At 67.9% G+C, this 25,954-nt stretch carries 26 protein-coding genes; 11 read left to right on the top strand and 15 right to left on the bottom strand.

Annotated elements, in window-relative coordinates; all coding sequences use genetic code 11:
* The 6 genes from QGN31_RS16105 to QGN31_RS16080 all read right to left on the bottom strand — a co-directional run bounded on the left by QGN31_RS16105 (position 1) and on the right by QGN31_RS16080 (position 7,311).
* The gene (locus QGN31_RS16105; RefSeq protein ID WP_014941741.1) at positions 1 to 849 is read right to left on the bottom strand and encodes a sulfurtransferase; all 849 of its coding nucleotides are present in this window, start codon (positions 847 to 849) and stop codon (positions 1 to 3) included.
* A gap of 58 nt (positions 850 to 907) precedes the next feature.
* Positions 908 to 2,047: a glycosyltransferase gene (locus QGN31_RS16100; RefSeq protein ID WP_014384462.1), complete on the bottom strand. Its 1,140-nt coding sequence runs from the start codon at positions 2,045 to 2,047 to the stop codon at positions 908 to 910.
* 89 nt (positions 2,048 to 2,136) lie between these two features.
* Complete coding sequence (locus QGN31_RS16095) at positions 2,137 to 3,663, bottom strand: FAD-dependent monooxygenase (protein ID WP_014384463.1); 1,527 nt, start codon at positions 3,661 to 3,663, stop codon at positions 2,137 to 2,139.
* The gene (locus tag QGN31_RS16090; RefSeq protein ID WP_014384464.1) at positions 3,656 to 4,288 is read right to left on the bottom strand and encodes a TetR/AcrR family transcriptional regulator; all 633 of its coding nucleotides are present in this window, start codon (positions 4,286 to 4,288) and stop codon (positions 3,656 to 3,658) included. The genes QGN31_RS16095 and QGN31_RS16090 overlap by 8 nt, the downstream gene beginning before the upstream one ends.
* Before the next feature lie 206 nt (positions 4,289 to 4,494).
* Positions 4,495 to 5,673 carry an AAA family ATPase gene (locus tag QGN31_RS16085; RefSeq protein WP_008255771.1) on the bottom strand — a complete coding sequence of 393 codons (1,179 nt, stop codon included), beginning with the start codon at positions 5,671 to 5,673 and terminating at the stop codon, positions 4,495 to 4,497.
* Between the two features lie 33 nt (positions 5,674 to 5,706).
* Complete coding sequence (locus tag QGN31_RS16080) at positions 5,707 to 7,311, bottom strand: Na+/H+ antiporter (protein WP_014379881.1); 1,605 nt, start codon at positions 7,309 to 7,311, stop codon at positions 5,707 to 5,709.
* A gap of 147 nt (positions 7,312 to 7,458) precedes the next feature.
* Here QGN31_RS16080 and QGN31_RS16075 point away from each other — a divergent pair, with 147 nt between their 5' ends.
* Positions 7,459 to 7,893: a protease inhibitor I42 family protein gene (locus tag QGN31_RS16075; RefSeq protein ID WP_020415603.1), complete on the top strand. Its 435-nt coding sequence runs from the start codon at positions 7,459 to 7,461 to the stop codon at positions 7,891 to 7,893.
* 19 nt (positions 7,894 to 7,912) lie between these two features.
* Here QGN31_RS16075 and QGN31_RS16070 read toward each other — a convergent pair whose 3' ends face one another.
* Positions 7,913 to 9,187: an alpha/beta hydrolase gene (locus QGN31_RS16070; RefSeq protein WP_014941743.1), complete on the bottom strand. Its 1,275-nt coding sequence runs from the start codon at positions 9,185 to 9,187 to the stop codon at positions 7,913 to 7,915.
* 44 nt (positions 9,188 to 9,231) lie between these two features.
* Complete coding sequence (gene fdxA, locus QGN31_RS16065; RefSeq protein WP_008255784.1) at positions 9,232 to 9,558, bottom strand: ferredoxin; 327 nt, start codon at positions 9,556 to 9,558, stop codon at positions 9,232 to 9,234.
* Between the two features lie 224 nt (positions 9,559 to 9,782).
* Between fdxA and QGN31_RS16060 the strand changes: the two genes are divergently transcribed.
* A complete protein-coding gene (locus QGN31_RS16060) occupies positions 9,783 to 10,724 on the top strand; it encodes a LysR family transcriptional regulator (protein ID WP_014941744.1) in 942 nt (313 codons plus the stop codon).
* A gap of 92 nt (positions 10,725 to 10,816) precedes the next feature.
* On the opposite strand, the gene QGN31_RS16055 is transcribed toward QGN31_RS16060, so the two are convergent.
* Positions 10,817 to 11,533 carry a sirohydrochlorin chelatase gene (locus QGN31_RS16055; protein WP_201409342.1) on the bottom strand — a complete coding sequence of 239 codons (717 nt, stop codon included), beginning with the start codon at positions 11,531 to 11,533 and terminating at the stop codon, positions 10,817 to 10,819.
* Positions 11,530 to 13,197 carry a nitrite/sulfite reductase gene (locus QGN31_RS16050; protein WP_014379887.1) on the bottom strand — a complete coding sequence of 556 codons (1,668 nt, stop codon included), beginning with the start codon at positions 13,195 to 13,197 and terminating at the stop codon, positions 11,530 to 11,532. Before QGN31_RS16050 ends, QGN31_RS16055 begins: the two co-directional genes overlap by 4 nt.
* A gap of 291 nt (positions 13,198 to 13,488) precedes the next feature.
* Between QGN31_RS16050 and trxB the strand changes: the two genes are divergently transcribed.
* Positions 13,489 to 14,481, top strand: coding sequence for a thioredoxin-disulfide reductase (gene trxB, locus QGN31_RS16045; RefSeq protein WP_014941746.1), 993 nt, complete (start codon positions 13,489 to 13,491; stop codon positions 14,479 to 14,481).
* Between the two features lie 3 nt (positions 14,482 to 14,484).
* Here the strand turns inward: trxB and QGN31_RS16040 are convergent, their stop codons facing one another.
* On the bottom strand, positions 14,485 to 15,795 hold the full coding sequence (locus QGN31_RS16040) for a cytochrome P450 (protein WP_201409341.1): 1,311 nt from the start codon (positions 15,793 to 15,795) through the stop codon (positions 14,485 to 14,487).
* Positions 15,796 to 15,915: 120 nt separating this feature from the next.
* On the opposite strand from QGN31_RS16040, the gene QGN31_RS16035 reads away from it, so the two are divergent.
* Entirely contained in the window at positions 15,916 to 16,581 is a 666-nt protein-coding gene (locus QGN31_RS16035) for a TetR/AcrR family transcriptional regulator (protein ID WP_014941748.1), read from the top strand.
* Positions 16,582 to 16,815: 234 nt separating this feature from the next.
* Here the strand turns inward: QGN31_RS16035 and QGN31_RS16030 are convergent, their stop codons facing one another.
* Entirely contained in the window at positions 16,816 to 17,400 is a 585-nt protein-coding gene (locus QGN31_RS16030) for a TetR/AcrR family transcriptional regulator (RefSeq protein WP_043954741.1), read from the bottom strand.
* Between the two features lie 85 nt (positions 17,401 to 17,485).
* Between QGN31_RS16030 and QGN31_RS16025 the strand changes: the two genes are divergently transcribed.
* On the top strand, positions 17,486 to 17,887 hold the full coding sequence (locus QGN31_RS16025; protein WP_008255802.1) for a nitroreductase family deazaflavin-dependent oxidoreductase: 402 nt from the start codon (positions 17,486 to 17,488) through the stop codon (positions 17,885 to 17,887).
* A gap of 2 nt (positions 17,888 to 17,889) precedes the next feature.
* Positions 17,890 to 18,543 (top strand): carboxymuconolactone decarboxylase family protein, encoded by a 654-nt coding sequence (locus tag QGN31_RS16020; RefSeq protein WP_014941750.1) that lies wholly within the window; start codon positions 17,890 to 17,892, stop codon positions 18,541 to 18,543.
* A 13-nt stretch (positions 18,544 to 18,556) separates the two neighbouring features.
* Here QGN31_RS16020 and QGN31_RS16015 read toward each other — a convergent pair whose 3' ends face one another.
* Positions 18,557 to 19,942 (bottom strand): FAD-binding oxidoreductase, encoded by a 1,386-nt coding sequence (locus QGN31_RS16015; RefSeq protein ID WP_014941751.1) that lies wholly within the window; start codon positions 19,940 to 19,942, stop codon positions 18,557 to 18,559.
* 187 nt (positions 19,943 to 20,129) lie between these two features.
* Here QGN31_RS16015 and QGN31_RS16010 point away from each other — a divergent pair, with 187 nt between their 5' ends.
* Entirely contained in the window at positions 20,130 to 21,611 is a 1,482-nt protein-coding gene (locus QGN31_RS16010) for a serine/threonine-protein kinase (RefSeq protein ID WP_014941752.1), read from the top strand.
* A 73-nt stretch (positions 21,612 to 21,684) separates the two neighbouring features.
* Here the strand turns inward: QGN31_RS16010 and QGN31_RS16005 are convergent, their stop codons facing one another.
* Positions 21,685 to 22,176: a DUF1707 domain-containing protein gene (locus tag QGN31_RS16005; protein ID WP_014941753.1), complete on the bottom strand. Its 492-nt coding sequence runs from the start codon at positions 22,174 to 22,176 to the stop codon at positions 21,685 to 21,687.
* Positions 22,177 to 22,245: 69 nt separating this feature from the next.
* Here QGN31_RS16005 and QGN31_RS16000 point away from each other — a divergent pair, with 69 nt between their 5' ends.
* Entirely contained in the window at positions 22,246 to 22,842 is a 597-nt protein-coding gene (locus tag QGN31_RS16000) for a TetR/AcrR family transcriptional regulator (RefSeq protein WP_043954743.1), read from the top strand.
* A 4-nt stretch (positions 22,843 to 22,846) separates the two neighbouring features.
* On the opposite strand, the gene QGN31_RS15995 is transcribed toward QGN31_RS16000, so the two are convergent.
* Positions 22,847 to 24,115, bottom strand: coding sequence for a cytochrome P450 (locus QGN31_RS15995; RefSeq protein ID WP_014941755.1), 1,269 nt, complete (start codon positions 24,113 to 24,115; stop codon positions 22,847 to 22,849).
* Positions 24,116 to 24,272: 157 nt separating this feature from the next.
* On the opposite strand from QGN31_RS15995, the gene QGN31_RS15990 reads away from it, so the two are divergent.
* From QGN31_RS15990 to QGN31_RS15980, 3 genes are all read left to right on the top strand, one after another.
* Positions 24,273 to 24,725, top strand: coding sequence for a VOC family protein (locus QGN31_RS15990; protein WP_014941756.1), 453 nt, complete (start codon positions 24,273 to 24,275; stop codon positions 24,723 to 24,725).
* A 444-nt stretch (positions 24,726 to 25,169) separates the two neighbouring features.
* Positions 25,170 to 25,430 (top strand): type II toxin-antitoxin system Phd/YefM family antitoxin, encoded by a 261-nt coding sequence (locus QGN31_RS15985; protein ID WP_083862994.1) that lies wholly within the window; start codon positions 25,170 to 25,172, stop codon positions 25,428 to 25,430.
* Complete coding sequence (locus tag QGN31_RS15980) at positions 25,427 to 25,834, top strand: type II toxin-antitoxin system VapC family toxin (protein WP_009954498.1); 408 nt, start codon at positions 25,427 to 25,429, stop codon at positions 25,832 to 25,834. Before QGN31_RS15985 ends, QGN31_RS15980 begins: the two co-directional genes overlap by 4 nt.
* The last annotated feature ends 120 nt before the right edge of the window (positions 25,835 to 25,954 follow it).

Genomic DNA, 25,954 nt, shown 5'->3' with positions numbered 1-25,954 from the left:
TCAGCCGCGTTCCACCGGGCGGGACGGATCCGAACTCCACTCCGACCACGACCCGGGATACAAGGCGGCCTCTCGGCCCAGCGCGGCGAGCGCCGCGATCGCGACCGTAGCGGTGACGCCCGAGCCGCAGTAGGCCCCCACCGTGTCGTGACGCTCGATCCCTTGATCGGACAACAATCGGGCGACCGAGTCGTCGTCGAGGAAGGTGCCGTCGGCCGCCAAGACGGCGACACTGGGAAGGTTCTTGGCGCCGGGAATGTGGCCCGCGGCGGCGTCGAGGGGTTCCACGTCGCCGCGGTAGCGCTCCGGCGCTCGCGCATCGAGTAGCGGCACCGAGCCCTCGGCCACCCGCTCGGCCGTCAGAGTCGGAAGGCTTCCGGCATACAGATCATCGTGCGGCACAGCCACATTGCCTGGCGCCGGTTCGACGGGGCCGGTCTCGAGGCGGTAGCCGGCCGCGCGCCACGCGGCCAAACCGCCGTCGAGGATGCGGACGTTGTCCAGTCCGGCCGCGGTCAGCACCCACCATGCGCGCGCGGAACCGGCCCGATTCCAGTCGTCGTAGGTCACCACCAGGGTGTCCTGCCGGACTCCCCAGCGGCGCGCGGCGACCTCCAGGTCGCGGCCCGACGGCAGGGGGTGACGGCCCCGCCCGGAAATCGAGTGGTCGCTGAGTTCGTCCTCGAGCGAGACGTACACCGCGCCCGGTATGTGCCCCTCCAGGTACGCCGCGCGCCCGTCGGTTTCGTCGATCCTCCACCGCACGTCCACGACGCTCACCGGATCGCCGGCGTCGATGACGCCGGCTAACTCGGTGGCGCTGATCAACACCCGATCGCGTGCTTGCACTGGCCCCTCCTTGTCGTCTGCATCGAGACTAGCCAGGCGAATGGCACGGTGTGAGCGGCTATGCCGTCCGTTCGGAAGCGCCGCCGGTAGCGGCGGGCGCGCCCATCGACGCGAGCATCCCGGCCGCCGCCCGGTGCCAGGTGAAATCCTCGGCGCGGCGCCGCGCGGCACCGCGGCGCTGGTGTTCGGGTCGGCCCACGATGGAGCTGACCGCGGCCGCGATGGCGGCCGGGTCGTTGTCGGCCGCCGCGCCGCTGTCGGGCGTGATGATCTCGGTCAGCGCGGACGTGCGAGAGACCACGGCCGGTGTTCCGCACGCCAGCGACTCCAGCGCGGCCAGCCCGAAGGTCTCATGCGGGCCCGGGGCCAGCGTCACGTCGGCCGAGGCCAGCAGCTGCGCCACGACCTCGCGATCGGAGACGAAACCGGTGAAGTCGATCGGTAGGCGCGCGGCCTGGCGCTGCAGCCGGGACCGCAACGGGCCCTCGCCCACGACCACGAGCCGCGCGTCGACGCCCGCGTGGCGCAAGGCGCCGAGCGCGTCGATGCTGCGGTCGACACGTTTTTCCACCGAGAGCCGACCGCAATGGACCAGCAGCAGCTGCGTCGGCGCCGCCCAGCGCCGGCGCACCAGATGCGAGTGGCGGCTCGGATGGAACGTCTGCAGATCCACGCCCAGCGGGATTGTGACGGTATTGCTTGCGTCGATCCGGTCGAACTCCTCGCGCGCGAAACCGGTGGTGCACACCACGGTGTCGTAGTTCGCGGCGGTGCGTGCGTTGGCCACATCGGCGAACTTCCGCGCGGCCCGGCGCGGAAGCACCTGGCCCACAAGGCGATCCAGGCGCTCATGGGAGATCATCAGCGTGGTGACACCGTGGTCGCGGCCCCACCGGCCCAGCGATCGCAGCGTGAGCCGGTCCGACACCTCCAGCGCGTCGGGCCGCAACGCTGCCAGGAGGGCCTTGACGGGACCCGGCATCACCGCGCGGTAGCCGCCGGTGAAGGGAATCAGCCTGGCGGGCAGGGTGATTCGGACCACGCCGGTGTAGAGCTGGACGTGCCCGGCGCGCCGTCCGGGAACGATCAAGAAGACCTCGTGACCGCCCGCGCAGTATTCGGCGCCCAGCCGGTCGATCGCGGTGCGAAGGCCGCCGGAGCGAGGGCCGTAGAAATTGGCGACCTGTACAACGCGCATAACGCGAGGACACGCGGTGCGCGTGTGCGCACATCAATGCCGAACCGACGCGCGCCTGAACACTGTATGAATTTCGCTCGCGGGTGCCGCTATCCGTTGGCCGGCGGCCCGAACCAGCGCCGCAACGCCGCGCGCAGCGCCTCTTGGTGAGTGCTGCCGAATTCGTCGGCCGCCCAGGCCACATAGCCGTCCGGCCGGATCAACATCGCCGCGGCGGGGCGCTCGGCGGTACTTGCGGTGACGACGTCGACCCGAGCGGCCCAGCCTTGCGCCGCGTTCGCGACGCCGCCGCCGAGGTCGAGCAGGACCGGACGGCCATCGTGGAGTACGTCGGCCACCCGTCGGCCGCCATCGAGGGTCAGGTCGGGCACGAGGTGGCCCGACAGCGGGTGGTCGTCGCCCACGTCGTAGCGCACGTCGGAGCCGGCCAGCAGCGCCGCCATGTGCCTTTGTGCGTCCGGGAAGGTGAACAGCTCGCCCAACAGCGTTCGCAGCGCGGCGACTTCGGGTCCCGGCGCCATGAGCGCGATCTGGGACAGCGAGTGCATCATGACGCGCTGGCCGACCGGATGGCGCTCGGACTGGTAGGTGTCGAGCAGTCCGGCCGGCGCCGTTCCGTTGATCTCGGCGGCCAGCTTCCAGCCCAGGTTCATGGTGTCCTGCAACCCCAGGTTCAGGCCCGGGCCGCCCATCGCGCTGTGCACATGCGCGGCGTCGCCGAGCAGCAGGACGCGGCCGACCCGGTAGCGTTCGGCATGCCGGGTGTTTTGTCCGTTGATGCGCCGAAGCGCGTGGGGCCCGGGGCCTTTCGGCTCCTCGAACGGAACGTCGACACCCAGCACCCGGCGTGCGCTCTCGCGCAACTCGACCAGACTCATCGGCACCTCGTCCACCGGCGGGCCGAATTCGATGGTCCCGAGCAGCGCGCGGCCCGGCTCGAACTCGGCATAGATCATCCCGCCCCGGTCAAAGCGGCTGTGCCCGAAGCGAAGCGGACCGAATCCCGGGACCTCGATGCTGGCGATGTCCGGGCGGCGGTACTGGTCGGGAATGTGCACGTGGGCCAGCCGAGCGACCATCGGTGAGGTGGTGCCGGGAAAGTCGATGCCCAGGGACTTGCGCACCAGGCTGCGCCCGCCGTCCGCGCCGACCGCGTAACCGGCGGCGATGGCGTAGTCGCTTCCGGGTGACGAGACGTGCAGCGCAACGGGTTCCGGCCCCGGCACGATCCCGACGAGTTCGTGGCCCCAGCGCACATCCACGCCGAGGTCGCGGGCCCGCTTCTCCAGCAGCCGCACGAGCCGGGGCTGGGGCATGAGCATCGCGTACATCGGGTTGTCGCGGCCCTCGGGGAAGATCAGCGGCATGGCCGCGAACATCCATCCCGGGCTGGGCCGCGGGGGGCCCTCGTCACCGGTGAAGTCCCGATACATCCCGCGCATGTCGAGCATCCGAACGACCTGTCCGACAAGGCCGTTGGCCTTCGGCTCGGGGCTGGGGCCGGGCAGGGCGTCCAGCACGACGGGCCTGATACCGGCCAGCGCCAGCTCGCAGGCCAGCATCAGCCCGTTGGGGCCGGCGCCGGCGACGACGACGTCGGCGTGTTCGTCAGCCATGGGCTGCCTTCTTTCTGGTGGGTTCCGGTAGCCCCGCCTCGACGGCGGCGAAGCCCGAGCGGATCAATGTGGTGATCGCCACCGGGGGGTCGGCCCATGCATAGGCGTCGGCCGCGGCGTCGCCGACGGCCCGCACGACGGACATGACCAGTCGCGGGTACAGGTCATGCTTCGGGTCGGTGCCGGTGCGATCGGCGATCACGCTGAGGAACTCGTCGAACAGGTTCTGCGGCACCGAGTTTCGAACTTGCGGCTGCATGAGCAGCTTTCGCACCTCGACGAGTTCCTGGCGGCTGGGTGCCCGGTTCTCGTCGCCGTAGACGTCGCCGAAGTCGTCCTCCAAGGGCTCCAGCACGGCGTGGGCGATCGCCGTCCAGAGCGGCTCGTCGGCGGGACGCTCCCGGAGCAATGCGACGCTGCGACGCAGGCGTTCGGCTTGCCGGTAGGCCAGCGCCTCGTATTTACCGCTGAAGTAGTTGTTGAACGTGCGCAGTGAGACGCCCGCCATGTTGGCGACGTCTTCGCGCGTCACGTTGTCCAGCCCGCGCTCGAAAGCCAGGCGCAGCGCGGCATCGCTGAGCGCGCGCCGGGTGTCGGCCTTTTTGCGTTCGCGCAGTCCGGACATAGGCGCCACCGTACGCAAAAGATGCCTACTAGGCAATATTGCCTAGTAGGCAATTAACGTCGAGTGTGCACTGAGGGCTTTCGGAGTGAAGCCACGGCGGCGACACGCCGGTGAAGCCCGCCCAGGTTTAACTCGTAACGCCCAGGATTCACACTCGCCGCGCAGGCGGGGCGAACGCCGCAGAGAGCACGCCAAGCCAAGCGCGCCTAGCGCGCGCCCCAATCCCACCGCGGGGTCGTGATCAGGGTCTGGCCGCCGATGCGCGTTTCGCCCCAGTCCTTGTACAGCTCGATCTCGATGGCACCGTCGGAGTCTTCGCCCATCGGCGCCGCGTCCAGGAATTCGAGCAGGACGCGCGAATGTGTGACGACCACAACCTGGGTCTTGGCGGCGGTGGTGCGGATCAGCGACGCCAGCGGCGCCACCAGGTCCGGGTGCAGCGAGGTCTCGGGTTCGTTGAGCACCATCAGCGAGGGCGGTTGCGGGCTCAGCAGCGCGGCGGCCCACAGCAGGAAACGCAGTGTGCCATCGGACAACTCGGCCGCGCGCAACGCGCGCAGCATGCCGCGCTGTCGCAGCTGAAGGTCGAACAGCCCGTCGTGGATGGCCACCGAGAGGGTGGCGCCGTCGAACGCCTCCGCGACGGCGCGGCCCAGATCGTCGAACCCCGCTTCGAGGATGGTCTGGATCGCGGCCGCGAGGTCGCTGCCGTCGTCGGAGAGCACCGGGGTGCGGGTGCCGACCTGCGGGTGCCGCGCGGGCGCCCCGCCGTCGACCCGGAAGCCGTCGTAGAACCGCCACCCGCGCAGCCGTTCTCGCACGGCCGCGAGCTCGGGAAGCGCGTGCGGGTGGGCGTATTCGGCCAGCACGCTGTGATACGACGGCAGTGATCGGGACAACTCGTCGAACCCACCACCGGAGTCCGCGCGGGCCTCGGCGAACACCCGCGACCGGCGCACCAGCGTCGTACTGGGCCGCAGCACCGGGCCGGCGAACAACACTTCCCGTTTGATCTCCGGATCGCGGGCGAACACCGACTTCCCGGCGGACTGCGGGATGCCCAGGTCCACCAGATATCCGAAATCGTCCGCGGCGAAGCCCATTTCGAGCGACACGGGCCGGGTGCGCACCGTGCCCTCGGTCTTGCCGGTGCGCCGGGCCCCGGCCACCTGCTCGGGGCCGGCCCACAGCACCGACTGCAGCCCGCCCTCGCGCGCGAGCGACCCGATCACCTCGCCGCGCCCGCAGTCGGCCAGCAGCCGCAGCGCGCGATACAGCGACGACTTGCCGGATCCGTTGGCGCCGGTGATCACCGACAGCCGGCCCAGCGGCAGGATCACCTCGCGCAGCGAGCGATATCCGCGGATCGCGACGGTCTGCAGCATGCGGCCGACTGTACGGTCGGCCACCGACTGGCCCTAGTCGCCCTCGTCCTCGTCGGCCGCGGCGGCGAGGAGCTGCACCTCCTCGAGATCCATCTCGTTCTGCAGCTCGCGCAGCACGATGTCGTCGATGAGGTTCTGGTTGCGCAGCGCGGTGATTTCCCGGCGCTTGTGCTCGAGCACGCCCAGGCGCACCTGGCGGACCTTCTCGCGGCCCTTGAGGATGCGGTGGTCGGTCGACCCGTCCTCGGTGGCCAGCACCAGCGCGGCCTTTTCCTCGTATTCGGTTTGCAGCCGCCGGCGCAGATCGTCGCTGATGCCGACCTCGTCGGCGACCGTCGGCAGCGCGGCGAGCGCGGCCTGGGACCCCCGACAACGAGCCAGTTGCAGTTCCTCGGCGTGGGTGGCGTCCTCGGGCATTTTCGCCCATCGGACCACGGCCGGCAGGGTGCTGCCCTGGACCAGGACGGTCACCAAGATGACGACGGTCACGATGAAGATCAACAGGCTGCGGTCCGGGAAGGGCGCGCCGCTCAGCGTCGTCATCGGCACGGCGACCGCGGCGGCCAGCGATACGGCCCCACGGAACCCCGCCCAGACGGTGACGAAGCGCTGGCGCCAGTTGACCCGACGTTCGCGCTGGACCTGACGCCGGTCGATCAGCCGGATCAGCAGCGTGGTGATCTCGCCCCAGAAGATGCGCGACACGATCACGACGGCGGTGACCACCAGCGCGACGAACAACGCGTGGCGAATTCCGCCGTCGACGCCGGCGATGCCGCGCAGCGCGCCGGGGATCTGGACGCCGACGAACACCCAGAGCGAGCCGTTGAGCAGGAAGGTCGCGATGTCCCAGAAGGCCGAGGATTGCAGTCGCGAGCGGGCCCGGATGACCACGGGTCCGGCGTAGGCCAGCACGAGCGCGGACACCATCACCGCGACCACCCCGCTGCATTCCATCGATTGCGCGAGCAAGAACGCCGCGAACGGCGTCACCAGGCTCAGCGCCCCCTCCTCCTGGGGCGCGTCGATTCGCTTGCGCAGCAGCGTGACCGCGCCGCCGACCAGCAACCCGGCGGCGATGCCGCCGAGATAGGAGCCGATGAACCGGGCCGTCACTTCGGGTGGGCTGATCGCGGCCCCCCCGATCGCGACGTGGACGCTGACGGCGAACAAGACGAGGGCGGTGCCGTCGTTGATGAGACTCTCGGCCTTCAGCACGGTCAGCGCCCGGCGTGGCAGCTTCTTCGCGAGGCCGGCGACCGCGGCCGCGTCGGTGGGCGAGAGCACCGCGCCCAGGACGCCCGCCGCGTGCGGATTCATGCCCAGCGCCCGCGCCGTCCACGACACCGCCACCGCGGTCGCGATCACCAGGGCGACGCTGAGGAACACGATGATGCGCGCGTTGGCCCGGATCTCGCGGAAGCTGGTGTTCAGGCCCTCCCAGTACAGGATCGCGGGAAGAAACAGCAGCAACACGATTTCGCCGTTGACCCGCACATGACCGAAATGGGGGACCAGACCCAGCAGCACGCCCATCAAGATGAGCAGCACCGGGGGACCCACGCGATAGCGCCGCCCGATGACCGTCCCCACGATGACGGTGGACACCAGGGCGACGATCAGTTCGAGGCCAAACACCAGCCCATCCTGCCGGATGACGCGGTCGGTGGCTGCGCGGGCCGCTCGACGTCTGACGGCCCGCCCGGTCACGCACGATGGCGTCGGCGCCTATCTTCGGTCTGGATCAGACCGATAGGCTCCGGAGCGGAATTGAAGGGGGACCTGGTGAAGGTGAGGCTGCTGGCAACAGTCGCCGTGCTCATGTTGTCGTCGGTGGTGGGCTGCCATTTCGCGTCCAGGAATCCGCCGTCGACCAAGACCCTCCAGGTCCCGATGACCAAAGTGCTGACCCAGAGCGAGATCAACCAGAGCATCACCCTCGACGTCGGCAACACGTTGGTCGTGGAATTGGGTTCGAACTACACCACGCCCTACCGGTGGACGCCCGACACCAAGATCGGCGACTCGGCGATCATCAGGCAGCTCAGTCACGAGTTCGTGCCGCCGGCCTCCGATGCCTTGGGGGCGCCGGGCACCGAGACGTGGACGTTCGCGGCCATGAGGCCGGGGACCACCACCATCGTCGCGACGTACAACAGCTTTGTGGAGAAGGACGCCAAGCCGGGGTGCGTCTATACGCTGACCGTGACCGTGCGATAAGTCCTTGTGGCGTCAGCGGTTACGCGACGGCGACCTGGCGCTGTCGGGCGTAGATCTCGGCGAGGAATTGCTCGACGGCCACCGCGGTGTGCGCGGCGCGCACCGAGCCGAAGATGTCGAAAGCGTGTTGGGTGAAAGGTAATTCGGCGTAGAGCACCGGCTGCGCGCTGGTTTGACGCAGCTTTTCGACGAAGGTGCGCGCCTGTTCGACGTAGGCCAGCGAGTCGTTGCGGCCGTGCAGGACGAAGAACGGCGGGGCGTCGGCATGGATGTGGTTGACCGGCGACGCGGTTTCGAACGTCTGTCGGTGGGTCGCGGGCTTTTGTTTGATGATCGACTTGATCAGCAGTCCGGGCATCATCGGGTGCAGCGACTTGTCGAACCGGGTGAAGTCGTAGATGCCGTAGAACGGCACGGCCGCCTGCACGCGGGTGTCGACGTCTTCGAAGCCCGGCTGGAATTGCGGGTCGTTTGGGGTGAGCGCGGCTAGCGACGACAAATGGCCGCCGGCCGAGCCGCCGGTGATGGCGATGAAGTCGGGGTCGCCGCCGTACTCGGCGATGTGTTGCTTGACCCAGGCGAGGGCGCGCTTGACGTCGACGATGTGGTCGGGCCAGGTATTGCGCGGGCTGTGCCGGTAGTTGATCGCCACGCAGATCCAGCCGAGTTCGGCGAGGTGGCTCATCAGCGGATGCGCTTGTCCGCGTTTGTTTCCCGTCGTCCAGGCGCCGCCGGGGATCTGGAACAGCACCGGGGCCTTGCCGGCCGGATCGAGGTCGGGGCGCCGCCAGATGTCCAGGCGGTTGGCGCCGCCGAATTCGCCGTAGCTGATGTTGGAGTCGTGGGCGTAGTCGCGGTAGATCCGCAGCATCCGTAGGAGTCCGGGCGTCTTGGCGGTGCCGCTGCCGCTCGGCCGGCGCCACAGGCTCGCCGACTCGGTGAGCCGGTCGGCTCCCAGCCCGCTGTCCAACGCCTCGGTCAGCGGCACGTTGGCGCGATGGCCGGCGCGGCTCAGGTTGAGCAGGCCGAGCGCCGAGAGCCCGGCGACCAACCATGCTGTGATGCGCACGGGCCGCGTCAGGCGCCGTGCCGTCAGGGCCAGCCCGCCGAGCTGGCTGACCAGCGTCTGCAGCGGCAACTCGGTGACGATGAGCCCGACCATCCACGAGTACAGCGACGGGTAGCCGCCGCGCGCCAGGGGGCGGTAGGCGTTGAGTGTGGACGCCGCGGTCACCGCGGTGACCGCTAGCGACCCGATTTGCCGGGTGAGGTGGATGATTCGAGCTGTCCGCATTGCCTCACCTTACGAAACGGGTGGATTCGTCTCGGATTAGCTGGCTACGACGCCTCTGCCCTGCTCTCGAGGTTCTTCACCGGGGCGGGGTCGTTCTCGGTCAGCCCGACCTTCGCGGCTCCGCCGGGCGAGCCGAGCTCGGCGAAGAAGTCGGCGTTGATCTGCAGGTATCCGCTGTGCTCGTCGGGCAGGTCGTCCTCGTAGAAGATCGACTCGACCGGGCACACCGGCTCGCAGGCGCCGCAGTCCACGCACTCGTCGGGGTGGATGTAGAGCATCCGGGCGCCCTCGTAGATGCAGTCGACGGGGCATTCCTCGATGCATGCCTTGTCTTTGATGTCGACGCAGGGTTCGGCGATCACGTAGGCCACGAATGTTGTCCTTCCGTCTGGCTAGCGGGGTCAGCCGGCTGCGGGCCGCAGCAACTCGGTCAGGCTGGCTAATTTAGCGCGGCGGCATCCGCGCGGCTCACCGGCCCTTTCGGGCGGCAATGTTTCCCATGCTTCCGGCCCGCGCGGGGCGTGAGTAGAGGTTTGGCGTTGTGGTGTCACAAGCTATAGTTGTGGTCACACGATTTGATTGTGAGCGCTGCACCATGCCACTCAGCCCTCGGCTGCCCGAACTGGCCTCGTTCGAGGCGTTTTTGGCGATCGCCGAGACGGGCAGCCTCGGCCGGGCCGCGCGCGAGCTGGGGCTGACCCAGCAGGCGATCTCCCGGCGCCTGGCCACCATGGAGGCCCAGATCGGCGTCACCCTGGCCGTCCGGACCACGCGCGGCTCCCAACTGACGCCCGCGGGCCTGATCGTCGCGGACTGGGCGACTCGCCTGCTCGACGTCGCCCACGAGGTCGACGCCGGGCTGGGCTCGCTGCGCAAGGAAGGCCGCGAACGCATCCGGGTGTCGGCCAGCCAGACGATCTCCGAGCAACTCATGCCGCACTGGTTGCTGTCCCTGCAGGCCGATGCGGCGCGGCGCGGCGACACCGCGCCGCAGGTCATCCTGACCGCCACCAACAGCGACCACGCGATCGCCTCGGTGCGCGACGGCACCGCCGACCTCGGGTTCGTCGAAAACCCCGGCACACCAAAGGGTTTGGGCAGCTGCGTGGTGGGGGAGGACGAGCTGGTGATCGTCGTCCCGCCGGACCACAAGTGGGCCCGACGGTCGCGGATCGTGACCGCGCGCGAACTCGCGCAGACGCCGTTGGTGTCCCGCGAACTCCATTCCGGCATCCGCGATTCGCTGGCGGCGGCGCTGCGCCAGGTGCTCGGGGAGGACGTGCAGCAAGCCGCACCTGTGCTGGAGTTGACCTCGTCGGCGGCGATGCGCGCCGCCGTCCTGGCCGGCGCGGGCCCGGCGGCGATGAGCCGGCTGGCGGTGGCCGACGACCTGGCAGTCGGCCGTCTGCACGCGGTCCACATCCCAAAGCTGGATCTGCGCCGCAAGTTTCGGGCCATCTGGGTCGGCGGGCGTACCCCGCCCGCCGGGGCGATCCGCGACCTGTTGAGTCACATCATCAACCGCACGAGGGCGTAGGACGCTCGGCCGAGCGTGGAGTTGTTGCGGCGTTTCCGGGCGTTTTGCCGCAACAACTCGACGTTCGGCGGGAAGAAGGAGAGAGGCAGGGCTCAGGCCGCGGCGTCGGCGGCCAGCGCCTCGTCGTAGCGGTCGAGCACGGTCTCGGCCACCAGCGGGTGCGCGCCCAGCGGGGAGGCCATCCGAATCCCGTTGTCCCGGGCGAAGGTTGACACGCCGTCGGTGATGAATCCCGGCGCCAAGAACCACGGCGCGATCACCAGCCGGCGCGCGCCGCGGCGGCGCAACTGGTCGGCGGCCCGGGCCACCGACGCCTCGGGCCGGGTGGCGAACGCCGTTGCGGCCCCGGCCCATCGGGTGCCGGCGGCCAGCCGAGACGCCACCTTCGCGGTGCGGGCATTGGCGGCCAGGTTCGACGAGCCGATCGCGACGACCAGCACCCCGAGATCTTCGTCGAGGGGCGACACGCCGATCTCGGTCAGACGCTCGCGCAGGACGGTGACAAGACGGTCGTCCTCGCCGAGCACATCGGCCTGCCGGATGCCCTGAGCGCCGGCGCGGGCGATCTGTTCGGGGATGTCCAGGCGCGCGTGATACGCGCTGGCCAGCAGCAACGGGGCCACGACGGCGCGGCGGCTGTCCGGCAGGCCGGCCAGCACGTCGACGAAGTTCGGGGCGTTGAGCTCGAGGAACGCCAGCCGCACGTCGAGGTCCGGCCGCATCCGCCTCAGGCGGTCGGCCACGGCTTCGGCGTTGGCGCCCGACCGTGGGTCGCGGCTGCCGTGCGCGGTGAGGACGAGCGTGGTCACCGCAGGTCGTCCTCCTCGGCGCGCAGCGCCCAGGACGCGAAAGCCTCACCACTGTCACGCTTTTCGAGGTACTTGCGGGTCACCCGGTCGATGTAGTCGCCCAGCTCGGCGCTGGTGACCTTGTGCTGGCGCAGTTTTCGGCCGAAGCCGCTCTGCTCACCCAGGCCGCCGCCCAGATGCACCTGGAAGCCCTCGACCGAATTGCCGTCGCCGTCGTCGATCCACTGGCCCTTGAACCCGATGTCGGCGACCTGGATTCGGGCGCACGAGTTCGGGCAGCCGTTGAGGTGCACGCTGATCGGCGCGTCCAGCCGCGACTCGACGTCGGCCAGGCGCTGCTCGAGCTCGGGCACCAAAGTCTGGGTGCGGACCCGGGTTTCGGCGAACGACAGCTTGCAGTACTCAATCCCGGTGCACGCCATGGTGTTCTTGCGCCACGACGACGGCCGCGACGGCAACCCGAGCGCGTCCAGCCCCGCCACCAGTTCGTCGACCTTGTCGTCTGCGACGTCGAGGATGACCAGCTTTTGGAACGGGGTCCATCGCGCCCGGTCCGAGCCGGCCTTCTCCATCAGGTCGGCCACGGCCGACAGGGTGCTGCCGGACACGCGGCCGGCGATCGGTGCGACGCCAACGGCGTTGAGGCCGTTCTTGATTCGCTGCACGCCGACGTGGTCGATGGTGTGCTTGACCGGCGTGGGGGCCGGGCCGTCGATTAGCCGGCGGTTGAGGTATTCCTCTTCGAGGACTTCGCGGAATTTCTCGACGCCCCAGTCCTTGACCAAGAACTTCAACCGGGCCTTGGCGCGCAGCCGGCGGTAGCCGTAGTCGCGGAACAGCTGGGTGACGGCCTCCCAGACGTCGGGCACCTCGTTCAGCGGAACCCAGACGCCGAGCCGCTGGGCCAGCATCGGGTTGGTCGACAGGCCGCCGCCCACCCATAGGTCCAGGCCCGGACCGTGTTCGGGGTGGTGGACGCCGACGAACGCGATGTCGTGCGTCTCGTGGGAGACGTCCTGCAGACCGGAGACCGCGGTCTTGTACTTGCGCGGCAGGTTGGCGTACTCGGGGTTGTTCAGCGAGCGGCGGACGATCTCGTCGATCGCGGCCGACGGGTCGAGCACCTCGTCGAGCGAGTCGCCGGCCAGCGGCGAACCGTGGATGCCGCGCGGGCAGTCGCCGCAGGCCTCGGTGGTCTGCAGCCCGACGGAGTCGAGCCGCCGCCAGATCTCGGGGACGTCCTCGATGCGGACCCAGTGCAGTTGGAGGTTTTCGCGGTCGCTGATGTCGGCGGTGTCGCGGGCGAATTCGGTCGAAATCTGGCCCAGCGTGCGCATCGTGTGCGCCGTCATCGCCTTGCCGTCCGAGCGGACGCGCATCATGAAGTACTTGGCTTCGATCTTGTCGGTGTTCTCGTCGCCGGTCCAGCTGCCGTCGTAGCCCTGCTCGCGCTGGGTGTAGAGGCCCATCCAGCGGAACCGTCCGCGCAGGTCGGACTTGTCGATGCTGTCGAAGCCCTGCTTGGAGTAGACGTTGATGATGCGGTCGCGGACGTTCAGCGGCCCGTCGTCGTTCTTGATCTTCTCGGTGTCGTTGAGGGGTTCGCGATCCCCCAGCGCCCACTGACCCTCGTTGCGGGTCTTGACGGGACGTGCGGTGGTCATATGCGTTGCTCCTTCGCGAACTTCGTCGCGGCGGCTCAGATTGGCGGCGTGCGGCCGGAGGCGGGCTGCGGGCCTTCTCGGCTACCGGGCATTCGCGATGATGTTGGGTCTGTGGGCACCCGCAGGTTCGTCATTGGACCCACGGGGCGCGATTTCCATAGTGCACGAGTCGCGCCGGCGTCAGTAGAGGTCACATGTTGTGAGGGCACAACCTCGCGTTGTGTGCGCTGCTTCACGGCGTTGCCTTGGCGGCCAGAGGGATTGGCCGGACTCACAGTAGTGTGGCCGCTTATGAGCTCCTCCGACATCCATGACGTGATCATTATTGGTTCGGGTCCTGCTGGGTATACCGCGGCGTTGTATGCGGCGCGGGCGCAGTTGGCGCCGGTGGTGTTTGAGGGGACGTCGTTTGGTGGGGCGTTGATGACGACCACCGAGGTGGAGAACTACCCGGGTTTTCGTGACGGGATCATGGGTCCGGAGTTGATGGATCAGATGCGTGAGCAGGCGTTGCGGTTTGGTGCTGATCTGCGCATGGAAGACGTCGAATCGGTGTCGCTGGAGGGTGCGGTGAAGTCGGTGACCACCAGCGAGGGGGACACCGTGCGGGGGCGGGCGGTGATTTTGGCGATGGGCGCGGCGGCCCGGTATTTGGGGGTGCCCGGGGAGCAGGAGTTGTTGGGTCGTGGGGTGAGCTCGTGTGCGACCTGTGATGGGTTCTTTTTCAAGGATCAAGACATCGCGGTGATCGGTGGTGGGGATTCGGCGATGGAGGAGGCCACGTTTTTGACCCGCTTTGCCCGCAGTGTGACGTTGGTGCATCGCCGTGAGGAGTTCCGGGCCTCGCGGATCATGTTGGAGCGGGCCCGGGCCAACGACAAGATCACGTTTGTGACCAATAAGGCGGTCGAGGCGGTCGAGGGTGCCGAGACGGTGACGGGGTTGCGGTTGCGTGACACGGTGAGCGGTGCGGAGTCGACGTTGGCGGTGAGCGGGGTGTTCGTGGCGATCGGGCATGACCCGCGTTCGGAGTTGGTGCGCGAGGTGCTCGAGACCGACGCGGATGGGTATGTGTTGGTGCGTGGCCGTACTACCAGTACCTCGATCGAGGGGGTGTTCGCCGCCGGGGATCTGGTGGATCGCACCTACCGCCAAGCCGTGACCGCCGCCGGCAGCGGCTGTTCGGCCGCCATCGACGCCGAACGCTGGCTCGCCGACCACGAGGAAACCGACGTGGACGCGTCCGTGACGCCGGCTATCGGTCGAGAACCGTTGCGTAACTGAGGTTTAGACGGGAAGTTTGGCGGAAGTCGTTCTGCGACCGCCGAGTTGGGCCGGCAGCCGGGTGTATCCGTGCAAGTTGATCAGCCCGCGCGGTTGTGGGGGAGCCGTCAGGCGCAGATCGGGAAACCTCTCGAATAGCGCGCGCAGGGCGGTCGCTCCCTCGATGCGGGCCAGGGCGGCACCGAGGCAGGCGTGGATGCCGGATGCGAACGCGAGGTGGTCGCGCGCGTTGGCCCGGGTGATATCGAACGTCGTTGGATCGGTGAACACCTTCGGATCACGGTTGGCGCCGCCGAGGAACAGTCCGACCATGTCGCCGGCCGCGATGTGGGCCCCGGCGATTTCGACGTCGCAGTTCGGGGTGCGCGCGGTCATCTGAACCGGACTGGCGAACCGCAGGATCTCCTCGACCGCGGAGGGCCAAAGGTCCGGATTGTCGTGCAGCAGCGCCAACTGCTCGGGGTGCTGCAGCAACAGCACGATGCCGTTGCCGATCAGGTTCATTGTCGTCTCGAAGCCCGCGCCGACGATCAGTGCGGCGTTGGCGGTGAGTTCGCGATCGGTCAGCGAGCCGTCGGCGGCCATGCGGCCGAACGGATTGTCGCTCTTCTGGCCGGCGCGCAGTCTGTGGAGGTGCTCGAGCAGGTAATCGTCGGCGCCGCGCAGCCCGTCGATGGCGTCGCGGTAGGTCTTCCAGTCGATCCCTATGTCCAGCAACGGGGAACCGCTGCGGCCCCACCCCAGCATGCGCGGATACGAATCAGGCGGCAGGCCAAGGATTTCGGCGATAATAGCGACCGGCAGTTGCATCGCGAAGTCGGCGATCAAATCGGGCTGCGGTGTGGCGGCGATGCGCTCGATCAACTCCATCGTCACTTCGGCGACTCGGGTGTCCAGTGAGTCGATCGCGCGCGGGGTGAAGCTTTGTGCCACCAGTTGCCGGTAGCGGGTGTGATCGGGTGGATTCACGATCACCATCGCGGGTGGTTCGACTGGGTTGGCCACGCCGGGGTCGGTTTTGGCGATGAGCGCCTTCAGCGGGCGGGGCAATTCCATCTCGCTGGGCGCGGTGACACCAAAGCGCTTGTCCCGCAGAATTTGTTGACACACGGCATGGTCGACACTGGCCCATACGTACGGGGAGCGCACCACGCGTCCGCGCGCCCGGATCTGCTCCATCAGCGCATAGCGGTCATCGGCCGTTCCGCTGCGCAGCAGCCGCGCCAGGGGGTCGCCGCGGCGGGCCTGAACGGCGAAGTACGCCCGCGGCACGCCGTGCATGGCCGCCCACCGGGCCCTGAGTCCGACACGCATACGGATCCCTCCCGGAATCTCAACCCCGCTTGCACCCTGCGATACAATGAGACCCTAAATGTGTCGCCTGTTCCGATCGCTACGATACGACGACCGCGACGAGCGGGCAAGGAGGGATGCGTGACCTCGACGCGAACGGCGGAGTTCGTGCGGCGACTCACCGAGCCCGATCCCGTCGTGCTTGCGCAGGTCGACAACCCCGACGAGATCACCGCCCGCATCCTGGCCGCCACCGCCGAACAGGCCGAGCTGGTGGGGATGCGCCGGACCACCATGGAAGATGTCGCGCGGCGCAGCGGCGTCGGGCGCGCCACCCTGTATCGGCGGTTCCCGACCAAGGCGGCGCTCGTCGATGCCGTCGTGCTGGCCGAGGCGCGCCGCTTCCTCGAGGGCGACGCGCAGGCCTGGGCGCGTGGCGCGACACTTGAAGAGCGCATGGTCTACAGCACGCTGTTCTCGGTGACGTTCATGCGCGAACACGCCTTGCTCAAGAAGCTGCTCCGCACCGAGCCCGAAACGATTCTGCCCAGCCTGACCATCGACGCGGGCGCCATTCTCGACTTCGCCACCGCGCACGCCATGGGGCTGCTGCGCGCCGCGCTCTACGGCACGTCGAAAACCACGGCGGCTCAGGAGCGCCACCTGCGCACCGTCGCCGAACTGCACACCCGGCTGACGCTGTCATTCATCGTCACCCCGCACACCGGCATCAACCTGGCCACCATTGACGACACCCGCACCTACGTGCGCAACTACCTGATGCCGATGGTCACCGGGCCGAGCTAGTCGGCTGTCGGTGGCGGGTGAGTCACATGCGCCACTTTCGTCTCTCCGCGAGACGGCATATCTTTTGCCCACCTCCGAGCGACAAACGCGATGCGCGGCAGTGTGTTGTCGCTCGGAGGTGGGCACTTCGTATGGTCGTCCGGACCGCGGTGGCACCGGAATACCGCCCGGCGTCGCACCGGAATACCGGCCCGCGACGGTACCGAATTACCGCCCGCGACGTCCCGAGGTCGTCTAACCCCGCGGCGTGAGATGGGCGGTGATGATCGGGGTGACCCGCGCGATGAGTTCGTCCACTGGAGCGGACGCGATCGGTTCGACCTGCAGGACGTGGCGCAAGTAGGCGATGCCCAGGAGTTGGCCCATGGCCAGATCGACACGCAGTTGCGCATCCGATCCCGTCAGCAGTTTGGCCATCTGCGGATACAGCTGGCCCTGAATGAACTGACGCACCAGGGCGGCCGACTCGTCGTGGGTCGCGGCGCCCCGCAGGATCCCCAGTAGGGAAGCGCGCGAGTCCGGCTGCTCCCATGCTTCGAAGAACACCCGCGTCAGGCGCGCGCCGATTTCCTCGCGATCGCCGCCGGCGATGCGCGCGCTGACCTCGGCCGGGTCGAACGGCCACCCCATAGTGGACCGGAACAGCTCGGCCTTGCTGCCGAAATAGTGCCGGATCAGCGCCGGGTCGACGCCGGCGCCGGCGGCGATGTCGCGGACCGAGGTCTTGTCGTATCCCGACTCGGCGAACAGCCGTCGAGCGGTCGCCACGATGTCGTTCCGGGTGTCGGGGTTGCCCGGGCGTCGTCCAATGGGGGGCACAATCCAGAAATTCTACAGCCGTTGACTTCCGGATGCTGCAGCGTTAGCCTGGATCCATAAATTCCCCAAGTGAAGAGTTAAGGAGATGCCAGCACCGCGATGGGTTGCCCGGGCCAACAAAATCGGCCTCAATCGGTTCACCAAGTACATCGCCCCGTGGGCGCCGGGATGGGCAATCGTCGTCCATCGCGGACGCAAATCGGGGCGCACCTTCCGCACCCCGCTGTGGGCTTTCCGCCGCCACAACGGATTTGTGATCGCGCTGACATACGGCCCCGAAACCGATTGGGTGCGCAACGTTCTCGCCGCGGGGGGCTGCGAACTGCAGACCCGGCGCCGGCGGTATCAGCTCGGCGCCCCGGTCGTGTTCCGCGACGAGGACGCGACCGACATGCCGGCGTTCATCCGGTTCATGCTGCGCAAGGTGATCAAGGCGCCGGAGTTCCTCCGCCTCGACATCGTGAGCCAATTAGCAACGGCGCGTTGACGATGGACCTGCCGAGCAGCCCGCTGGGGGAGCTGGATCCGCAATTCGAGAAGCTCGGACTCGAGGTGGCCGCGTTCACGTTCGGGCTGCCGGGAACGAGCGTCCGCGAAAAGCTGCTGCAGACCGTGACGCTCGACATCTGCCGCGCCCATCTGGGCCTGGCCTTCCGGATGCACGTCACGGCGGCGACGATGCACGGTCTTACCTACGCCGAATTGTTGGCCGCGATCCGGTTCGTCGCCCCGTACTCGGGTTATCCCGCGGCGGCGGACGCGCTGGCCCGTCTCACCGAGATCGCGGCCGAGATCGGATTGGACACAAGCGATCTCGGCGAACAGCCGGAGCCCGGCGCGGTGAACGACGCCGCGGGGCGCCTCGACATCGCCGACGAATGGACCGCCGAATTCGTCGACTGGCAGCTGTCCCGGGCGTGGTCGGAGGACCTGTTGAGCAGGCGCGAGCGCGCCATCATGGCGCTGACCTCCGATGTCGGCCAGCAGGATCTCGACGAGTCGCTACGCCGGCACGTCGAACTCGCGCTCGACTCCGGTCTCAGCGCCGACGACGTCCGTGACGTGATTCGCTTCTGCGCCGAGTACGGCATCGGGCGCGCCGCGGCGGCCCTGCGGGCGCTTGACGACGTGCTAGTCGGCTAGGGCGTCTGGCGGATTACGCGTCGCCCGAAGCGAACACGACGTCGGGGTTGAGGATCCCGGCCGGGTCGAAGCCGGCCTTGATGCGGCGCATCAGGTCCACCTTCACTGGATCCTCGAGTTCGACGAAGTACGGGGCCTTGGCGCGGCCGAGTCCGTGCTCGCCGGAGATCGCTCCACCCAATTCCATTGCCAGCGCGAAGATGTCGGTCAACAGCTTCTTCCGCGTCGCGGGGTCCGGGCAGAAGATGGCCAGGTGCACGTTGCCGTCGCCGGCGTGCCCGCAGCCCGCCGCGGCGCCGCCGGCCGCCGTCGCCAATTCGCGCGCGGCGGACAGGAACTTCGGCATCGCGCCGCGCGGCACGACGGCGTCGATGAGGTCGTCGGCGTTGAGCGCCTTGAGCGTCCAAAACGCCTTCTCGCGGGCCTCGATCAGCTTGCGCGCCGCGCCGCCGTCGAGCACATAGGCGTCGACGGCACCCAGCTCGGCGAGCAGCTCACCTGTCGTCTGGACATCCTCGTCCAGCCGATCCACGGTCCGGTTCTCAAGCGCCACAACGAGATAGGCCTGGCAGCTGTCGCGGACGTCGTCGGGAACACCGAGCTCCAGGTTCTGGGTATGGACGAGCGCGGCCATCGTCACGTTGTCGATGTATTCCAGGATGTAGGGCGCCAGGCCGCTGGCGAGGATCTTCGGCACCGCCTGCATGACCTGGTCGAAGTCGGCGAACGGCGCGAGCACGGTGGCGCTGTGGTCCAGGCGCGGATGCAGCTTGACGATCACCTCGGTGGCCAGCGCCAGGGTGCCCTCGGAGCCGACGATGAGCTGGGTCAGGTCGTAGCCGGTGGAGACCTTGGCGATCTTGCCGCCGGTGCGGATGATCTCCCCGGTGGGCAGCGCCGCCTGCAAGCCGAGCACGTTGTGGCGGGCGATGCCGTACTTGACCGCGCGCATGCCGCCGGCGTTGGTGCCGACGTTGCCGCCGACGCTGGAGGACAGCTCGCCGGGGTGGACCATGTACCGCAGCCCCGTGCCGGCGGTCGCGGCGTCCAGTGCGGTGAGCGTCACGCCGGGCTGGACGACGGCGACCTGGTTGGTGACGTCGACCTCGAGCACGGCGTTCATGCGCTCGAACGAGATCAGCAGGCCGTCGGCGCGGGGGATCGCCGCGCCCGACAGGCCGGTTCCCGAGCCGCGGGCCGTCACCGGCACGTGGTTGTCCGTGGCGGCCTTGAGCAGTTGTGCCACCTCGTCGGCGGTCGCGGGCTTGGCGAGGTACGCGGGTCGTTGCGGGGGCTTGGTCAGCACCTCGTCGTGTGCGTAGTCGTCGGAGATGGCGTCGCCCGTTAGGATGTGGTGCGCGCCGACGATCGTCGCGAACCGCGTTGTCATGTCGGTCATCGAAGGCCCACCTTCTCCCGTCGGACAGCCACTCACTGTATCGGGGGGTGGAGGACGGCGGCGCACCGTAGTTGCGGGCGGCGCTGCCGTGCGGTTGCGACACGCGTGAGCCTGCGCACGTTATGTCGACGCCCGATTCGGGAACACGCGGGCTGGACTGTCTTCGACGTTGCGAAAGGATTGCGCAGTGGCCTCCTCGTCCCGCGGTTCGCGGCTCGGTACCCGGTTCGGGCCGTATGAGCTGCGATCACTGATCGGTGCCGGGGGACTGGGCGAGGTCTATCGGGCCTACGACACGGTTAAGGACCGGATGGTCGCGCTCAAGCTATTACGTGGCGAGACGGCAGCGGACCCTGGCTTCCAGCAACGACTTTGGCGCGAATGCCGCAAGGTGACGCGCCTGCAGGAGCCGCACGTCCTGCCGCTGCATGACTTCGGCGAGATCGACGGGGTGCCGTTCATCGACATGCATCTGGTCGACGACGGGGGCAGCCTCAAGGACCTGCTGCGGGAGCAGGGCGCGCTGGAGCCCTCGCGCGCGGCATCGATCACCGCGCAGGTGGCGCGCGCGCTGGATGCCGCGCACGCGGCCGGGCTGGTGCACCTCGACGTCAAACCCGAAAACATTCTGCTCACCCACGATCACTTCACCTACCTGGCCGACTTCGGCATCGCCGAAGCCGCCGGGGACGAGTCCCTTTCGCGCACGTACATGGCGCCCGAGCGATTCACCACCGGACGCATCGGGTCGCAGACCGACGTCTACTCCTTGGCATGTGTGCTCTACGAGTGCCTCACCGGGCAGCCGCCGTTCGAGACCGAGGACGCGGGGGAGCTGAAGAGCGCGCACCTGCTGTCGCCGGCGCCGAGGCCCAGCATCATGCGCCGCGGCGTCGGCCGGGACTACGACGACATCATCACCCGAGGCATGGCCAAACAGCGCACGGCGCGATTTGATTCGGCCGGCGCATTGGCCCGGGCCGCCAGCGAAGCGGTGTTCGCGGCGTACGAGCCGGTTTCCGTTGGGGCCGGCCAGCTCCCGCTCCCGCGCACCCGTCCGTTCCCGGCGGTGGCGCTTCCGGATACCGGCCCCGACGGCGACGCCCCCGAGCCGGCCCCTGCGTCGCCGCGGCCGGCGCGCCGGCTGATGGTAGGCCACGCGCCGCTCGTGGTGACAGCGGTGGCGACCGTGCTGCTGATCGTCGGCCTGGTGTTGTCGGTGAAATCCGTTGTCGGCACTCATCACAACAGTTCGGCCTCCCCGGGGCCGTCGTCAGCGCGCGCGGCTGCACCTCCCGCGCCGTCGAGCTCGCCGCCACCGCTGACGCCGACGTTGTCGCGTCCGGTGAAGGGCGCCGACGGGCTCGGGTTCGTCGGCGAGACGGCCCGCTGCGACCCGGGCAACCCGCCGGCCGCCGTGGTGCGCACCGCCAAATCGCTGGCGGTGGTGTGTCAAAACCTCAGCGGGACTTACTATTACCGCGGTGAGCGGATTCGCGATGGCGCCCACATCGAGCTTTCCAACGCCAAGCCCGTCGAGGACGGATTCGATGTCACCAATCCGGTCGATGGCGTCGTCTACGAGGTCCGCCCGCACCGGCTGCGGATCATCAGCTACGGGCACGTCGATTCGTCGGAACCCGTCCTGCAGTACGCGACGGCGTCGTAATCACCGGGAAGGCAACGTCTTCGGCATACCCGGCCATGCCAACGCGGCGGGAGCCACATGTCTTTCGAATGGGCTAGCGGATGTGATAGCGGTTTGCGCACAATCCAGGTGCAAGCACGGCCGAAAGCATTGGTTGCCAACGGCTTTGCTTGAGTCGCGGTATCGACACGGCGTGGCTGGCGAGTCCGATTCCCGCGCCCAGGATGGGCCAGATCGGCCAGAAGTAGGTGGCGTCGGTCGTCAGGGCGACGGTTGTCCAGACGGTGAGCACGACGACGACCATGGCCAGGTACGCGGCGAGGTGGGCGCGCACGCCGCGACGGGCCGCGGCGACGCGAGCGGCGCGCCGGCGGGGATCTTGACGCCGGATGCGATCGACCGGCAGGTCGGCGAGGAGTTCGCGGAGTTCGTGGTCGGTCTGCGTCTGGAAAGCGGCTTGTAGCCGTCGGTCGTACTCGTCGATCTGTAGGTAGCCCTGGGCGAGGGCCTGGCCGAGCAGGTCGGCCGTCCTCTCCCGGTCGCGGGTGCCGGCGAGCGTGGATGTGGTGTCAAGCAGATTCGTCATGTCGTCTCCTTGGTCGCCGATGTGAATGCCATTAACATAGTCCTTAATGTTAATGTCGTCAACATGGCTGTGAAGCGGTCGACTGTGCGCCGGCGGGAGAGCTATCACCACGGCGATCTCAAGCGCGCGCTGACCAGCGCGGCGCTGTCGCTGGTGGCCGAGAAGGGGCCGAAAGGGTTCACCCTCACGGAGGCGGCGCGCCGCGCCGGGGTCAGCGCCGCGGCGCCGTACCGGCACTTCGCCGACAAGGCCGAGTTGCTGGCCTCCGTCGCCGAACAGGGATTCCTTGACCTGCACGCCGAGTTGGCCGCGGCAGCCGATCGCGTGTCGGATCCGAAGGCACGGGTGACCGAGCTCGGCCGCGCCTACGTGCGGTGGGCCATCGCCCATCCCGATCACTATCAGGTGATGTTCGGGGCGTCGCTGAAGGCCGAGCAGGGCCTTGCGGTGGCCGGCGAGCAGGCGTTCGGGGACCTGCTCGACGCGATCACCCGGTGCCAGGAGGCCGGGATCGTCGCGGCTCGGGATCCCCGCGAGGTGGCCGCGCCGCTTTGGTCGCTGGTGCATGGCATCGCGTCGCTGGCCATCGGCGGCCACCTGCGCGCGGTGGGCATTACCCAGGCTCCCGAGGAACTCGTGGAGGGTGTTGTCGCTCAAGCGCTTTGAGCTGTCACCACGGCCGTTCTGTTTCCCGGCTGGGTCCCGGGGTGAAGGTGACCGGGAGCTTGCCCAGCCCGGTCATGCTCGGGTTGCCCAGGTATTGGTGGACGTTTTCGACGTCGACCTCATAGTCGGGGATGCGGTCGAGGACGGCCTTGACCATCACTGCCGACATCAGCCGGGCGAGATGCGATCCGATGCAGCGGTGCGGGCCCAGCCCGAACGCGACGTGGCGGTTGGGTGCGCGGTCGAGGATGATCTCGTCGGGCCGGTCGAACTCGGTTTCGTCGTGGTTGGCCGAGAGCCAGCTGAGGACGACCCGGTCGTTCTTTCTCAGGCATTGGCCGCCGAGGACGACGTCGTGAGTGACTGTGCGGCTGAGGGTTTGGTTGACCGAGAAGTAGCGCAGGAATTCGTCGGTGGCGGTGCGGTAGAGCTCGGGATGGTCGATGAGTTGCTGTCTGAGGTCGGGGTGGGTGCCCAGGTGCCTTAGCGTCAGTGCGGTTTGCGAGGTGGTGGTGTCGACGCCGCCGCCGATGAGGTTCCACAGGATGTTGAGCAGCTGCTCGTCGGTGAGGCGGTGGCCGTCGAATTCGAAGTGCAGCAGGAAGCTGGTCAGGTCGTCTTCGGGGTTGCTGCGTCTGGCCGTGGCGAATTCGATGACTTCTTGCATCATGGCGGGGACTTTGGCGATCGCGTCGGCGTACTCGTCGCTGTCTTGGGGGACGGCCATGACGGAGTGAAAGAGGTTGGCGTACAAGTGCCAATTGTCGTAGGGCAGGCCCATCAGCTTCATGGTCAGGATGGCCGGGACCGGGCTGGCGTAGTCGAGCACCAGGTCCATCTGTCCAGTTGTGATGTGTTGGTCGAGGAACCAGTGCGCGGACTGCTCCATGAACGGCTTGAGTTTCTCGACGGCGCCGGGGGAGAAGAACGGGGCCAGCGCGTGGCGGAGGGCTTGGTGGTAGGGGCCGTCGACCTCGCCGATGCCCAGGGCCGGCTGGCCGTCGGGGCGCGGGACGCCCATCTCGCCCTGATAGTCGACGCCGTCGGGGGCGTTGGGTTCGTATTTGTGGGCGAAGGTGGCGCCGTCGCGGGCCGTGTGGCTGACGGCGTCGTAGCTGCTGAGGTACCAGAAGCCGTCGTAGTTCTCGTTCCAGGCGACCGGACATCGTTGCCGCAGTTCGGCATTGACGGCCAGCTCGTTGAGGTTGAACGCGTCGGAGTGATGGTCGAAGTCGACGGTGGCGTCGGGCCGGACCTTCGGGCGTGTGACCATCGAAGCTCTCCCACGGAAGCGGTCTGCTTAGTTGGCGGTGACGGGCGCTTATTGGTTTATCTTTGCATTATTACGCTTTCGCGTGGCGTGGAGAAGCTTGGTTAAAGGCCGGTAGCGACTGCATTCGTCAGGGGTCTGACTTGCTGCGGAGGTTGGGTTGAGTAGTCATCGAACGGTTTTCAATCACGTTGGGTTGTGCGTCACGGATCGCGAGCGGTCGCGCCGCTTCTACGAGGGCCTGCTGGGGTTCCAGTTCTGGTGGGGGCTCGACCCGCCCGATGATGCGACGTCGCAGCTGGTCGGACTGCCCGAGCCGCTCGGCGTGCACGCGACCTATCTGGTGCGGGACGGGTTCGTGCTCGAGCTGATGGACTACTCGAAGCGTGAGGTTCATGCCGGCTCGGAGCGGGTGATGGACCAGATCGGGCTGACGCACATCTCGTTCTCGGTGTCGGATCTGCCGGGGGTGCTGGCTCGGGTGGCGGAGTTCGGGGGATCGGTGGTCGATTCGTCAGTGTCGGCGGGCGCGGCGATGATTCGGGATCCGGATGGGCAGTTGTTGGAGTTGTTGTCGGATGGGTGGTTGAGGGCGTTGCCGGCGCGGCCTTAATTGCGGTTTGGCTGCGGGTGGCGACAGGGCGATGTTGTCAGTGCCGGATGAGATGGTGTCGCCATGAAGACGATCGCAGTGAAATTGTTTGGTGCCGTGGTGTTAGCTGGTGCCGCGATGGGTCTCCTGGCAGCGGCCCCGGCACAGGCCGATCCGCCATGCGCGCGGTTCAACACCTGCCAGTACATGTCGAACCCATACGACGATGGTCCGCTGATGCCCACCTGGATGCCCCCGGCGCCTACGGAGGCTGGACGAACCTTCCGGTGATGTGCAACCCCCGGCTACGTATCGGTGCGAACAATACGTTCCAGCGCCATGACCGCTTGGGGCCCGCTGTGGCTGTGTGGTCGCAAGTCATCAAACTCGCTCTCCCGGAAGGACCCTTTGCTGCGCCAACCTAGCTACTCCGCCAACGGCTACGATTGTGCTACATTTGTAGGCATGTCTGAAGTGGCATCTCGTGAGCTGCGCAACGATACGGCTGGGGTGCTGCGGCGGGTTCGGGATGGAGAGGACGTCACCATCACTGTCAGTGGCCGACCGGTCGCAGTTCTTACCGCAGTTGTCCCTCAGCGCAGGCGTTGGCTGAGCAAGACGGAGTTGCTGTCGCGCTTGCCCCGCGTTCAAGCGGATCCGGGATTACGCGAGGACCTTCACGCACTCGCCGGCGACACTACCGAGCAGCTGGGCCCAATCCGATGAGCAACCCGCAGGTGGCCGGAGTGCTCGACACTTCGGTGTTCATCGCGACCGAAAGTGGTCGGCCTCTCGACGCGGCGCTGATCCCTGATCAAGTTGGCACTACGGTTGTTACCCTCGCGGAACTGCACGTTGGTGTGTTGGCCGCGTCGACTTCCGATATTAGAGCGCAGCGCCTCGCGACATTGGAATCCATTGCGGATATCGAAGCGCTGCCGGTCGATGACGATGCGGCCCGGATGTGGGCCCGGCTGCGGATCCATCTCGCCGAGACCGGTCAACGCGTCCGGATCAACGATCTGTGGATCGCGGCCATCGCGGCGTCCCGAGGGCTACCTGTTGTCACGCAGGACGATGACTTTGCCGTCTTGGATGGTGCGGCCAATTTGACCGTTATCCGCGTCTGAATTCGTATTGAACCGCACCAATGAGCTGAATGCGAACTCGGAACCGGCCGACCAGGGTTCGTGCGTCACGGTTATGGATGTGATTGCTGCGTAAGGGAAGTGGGTTTCGAGCCATTTCTT

This window comes from Mycobacterium sp. 2-64, assembly GCF_035918375.1.
Lineage (GTDB): Bacteria > Actinomycetota > Actinomycetes > Mycobacteriales > Mycobacteriaceae > Mycobacterium > Mycobacterium intracellulare.
Note: the sequence above shows the minus strand (reverse complement) of the source record. Positions and strands in the feature narration are given on the sequence as shown.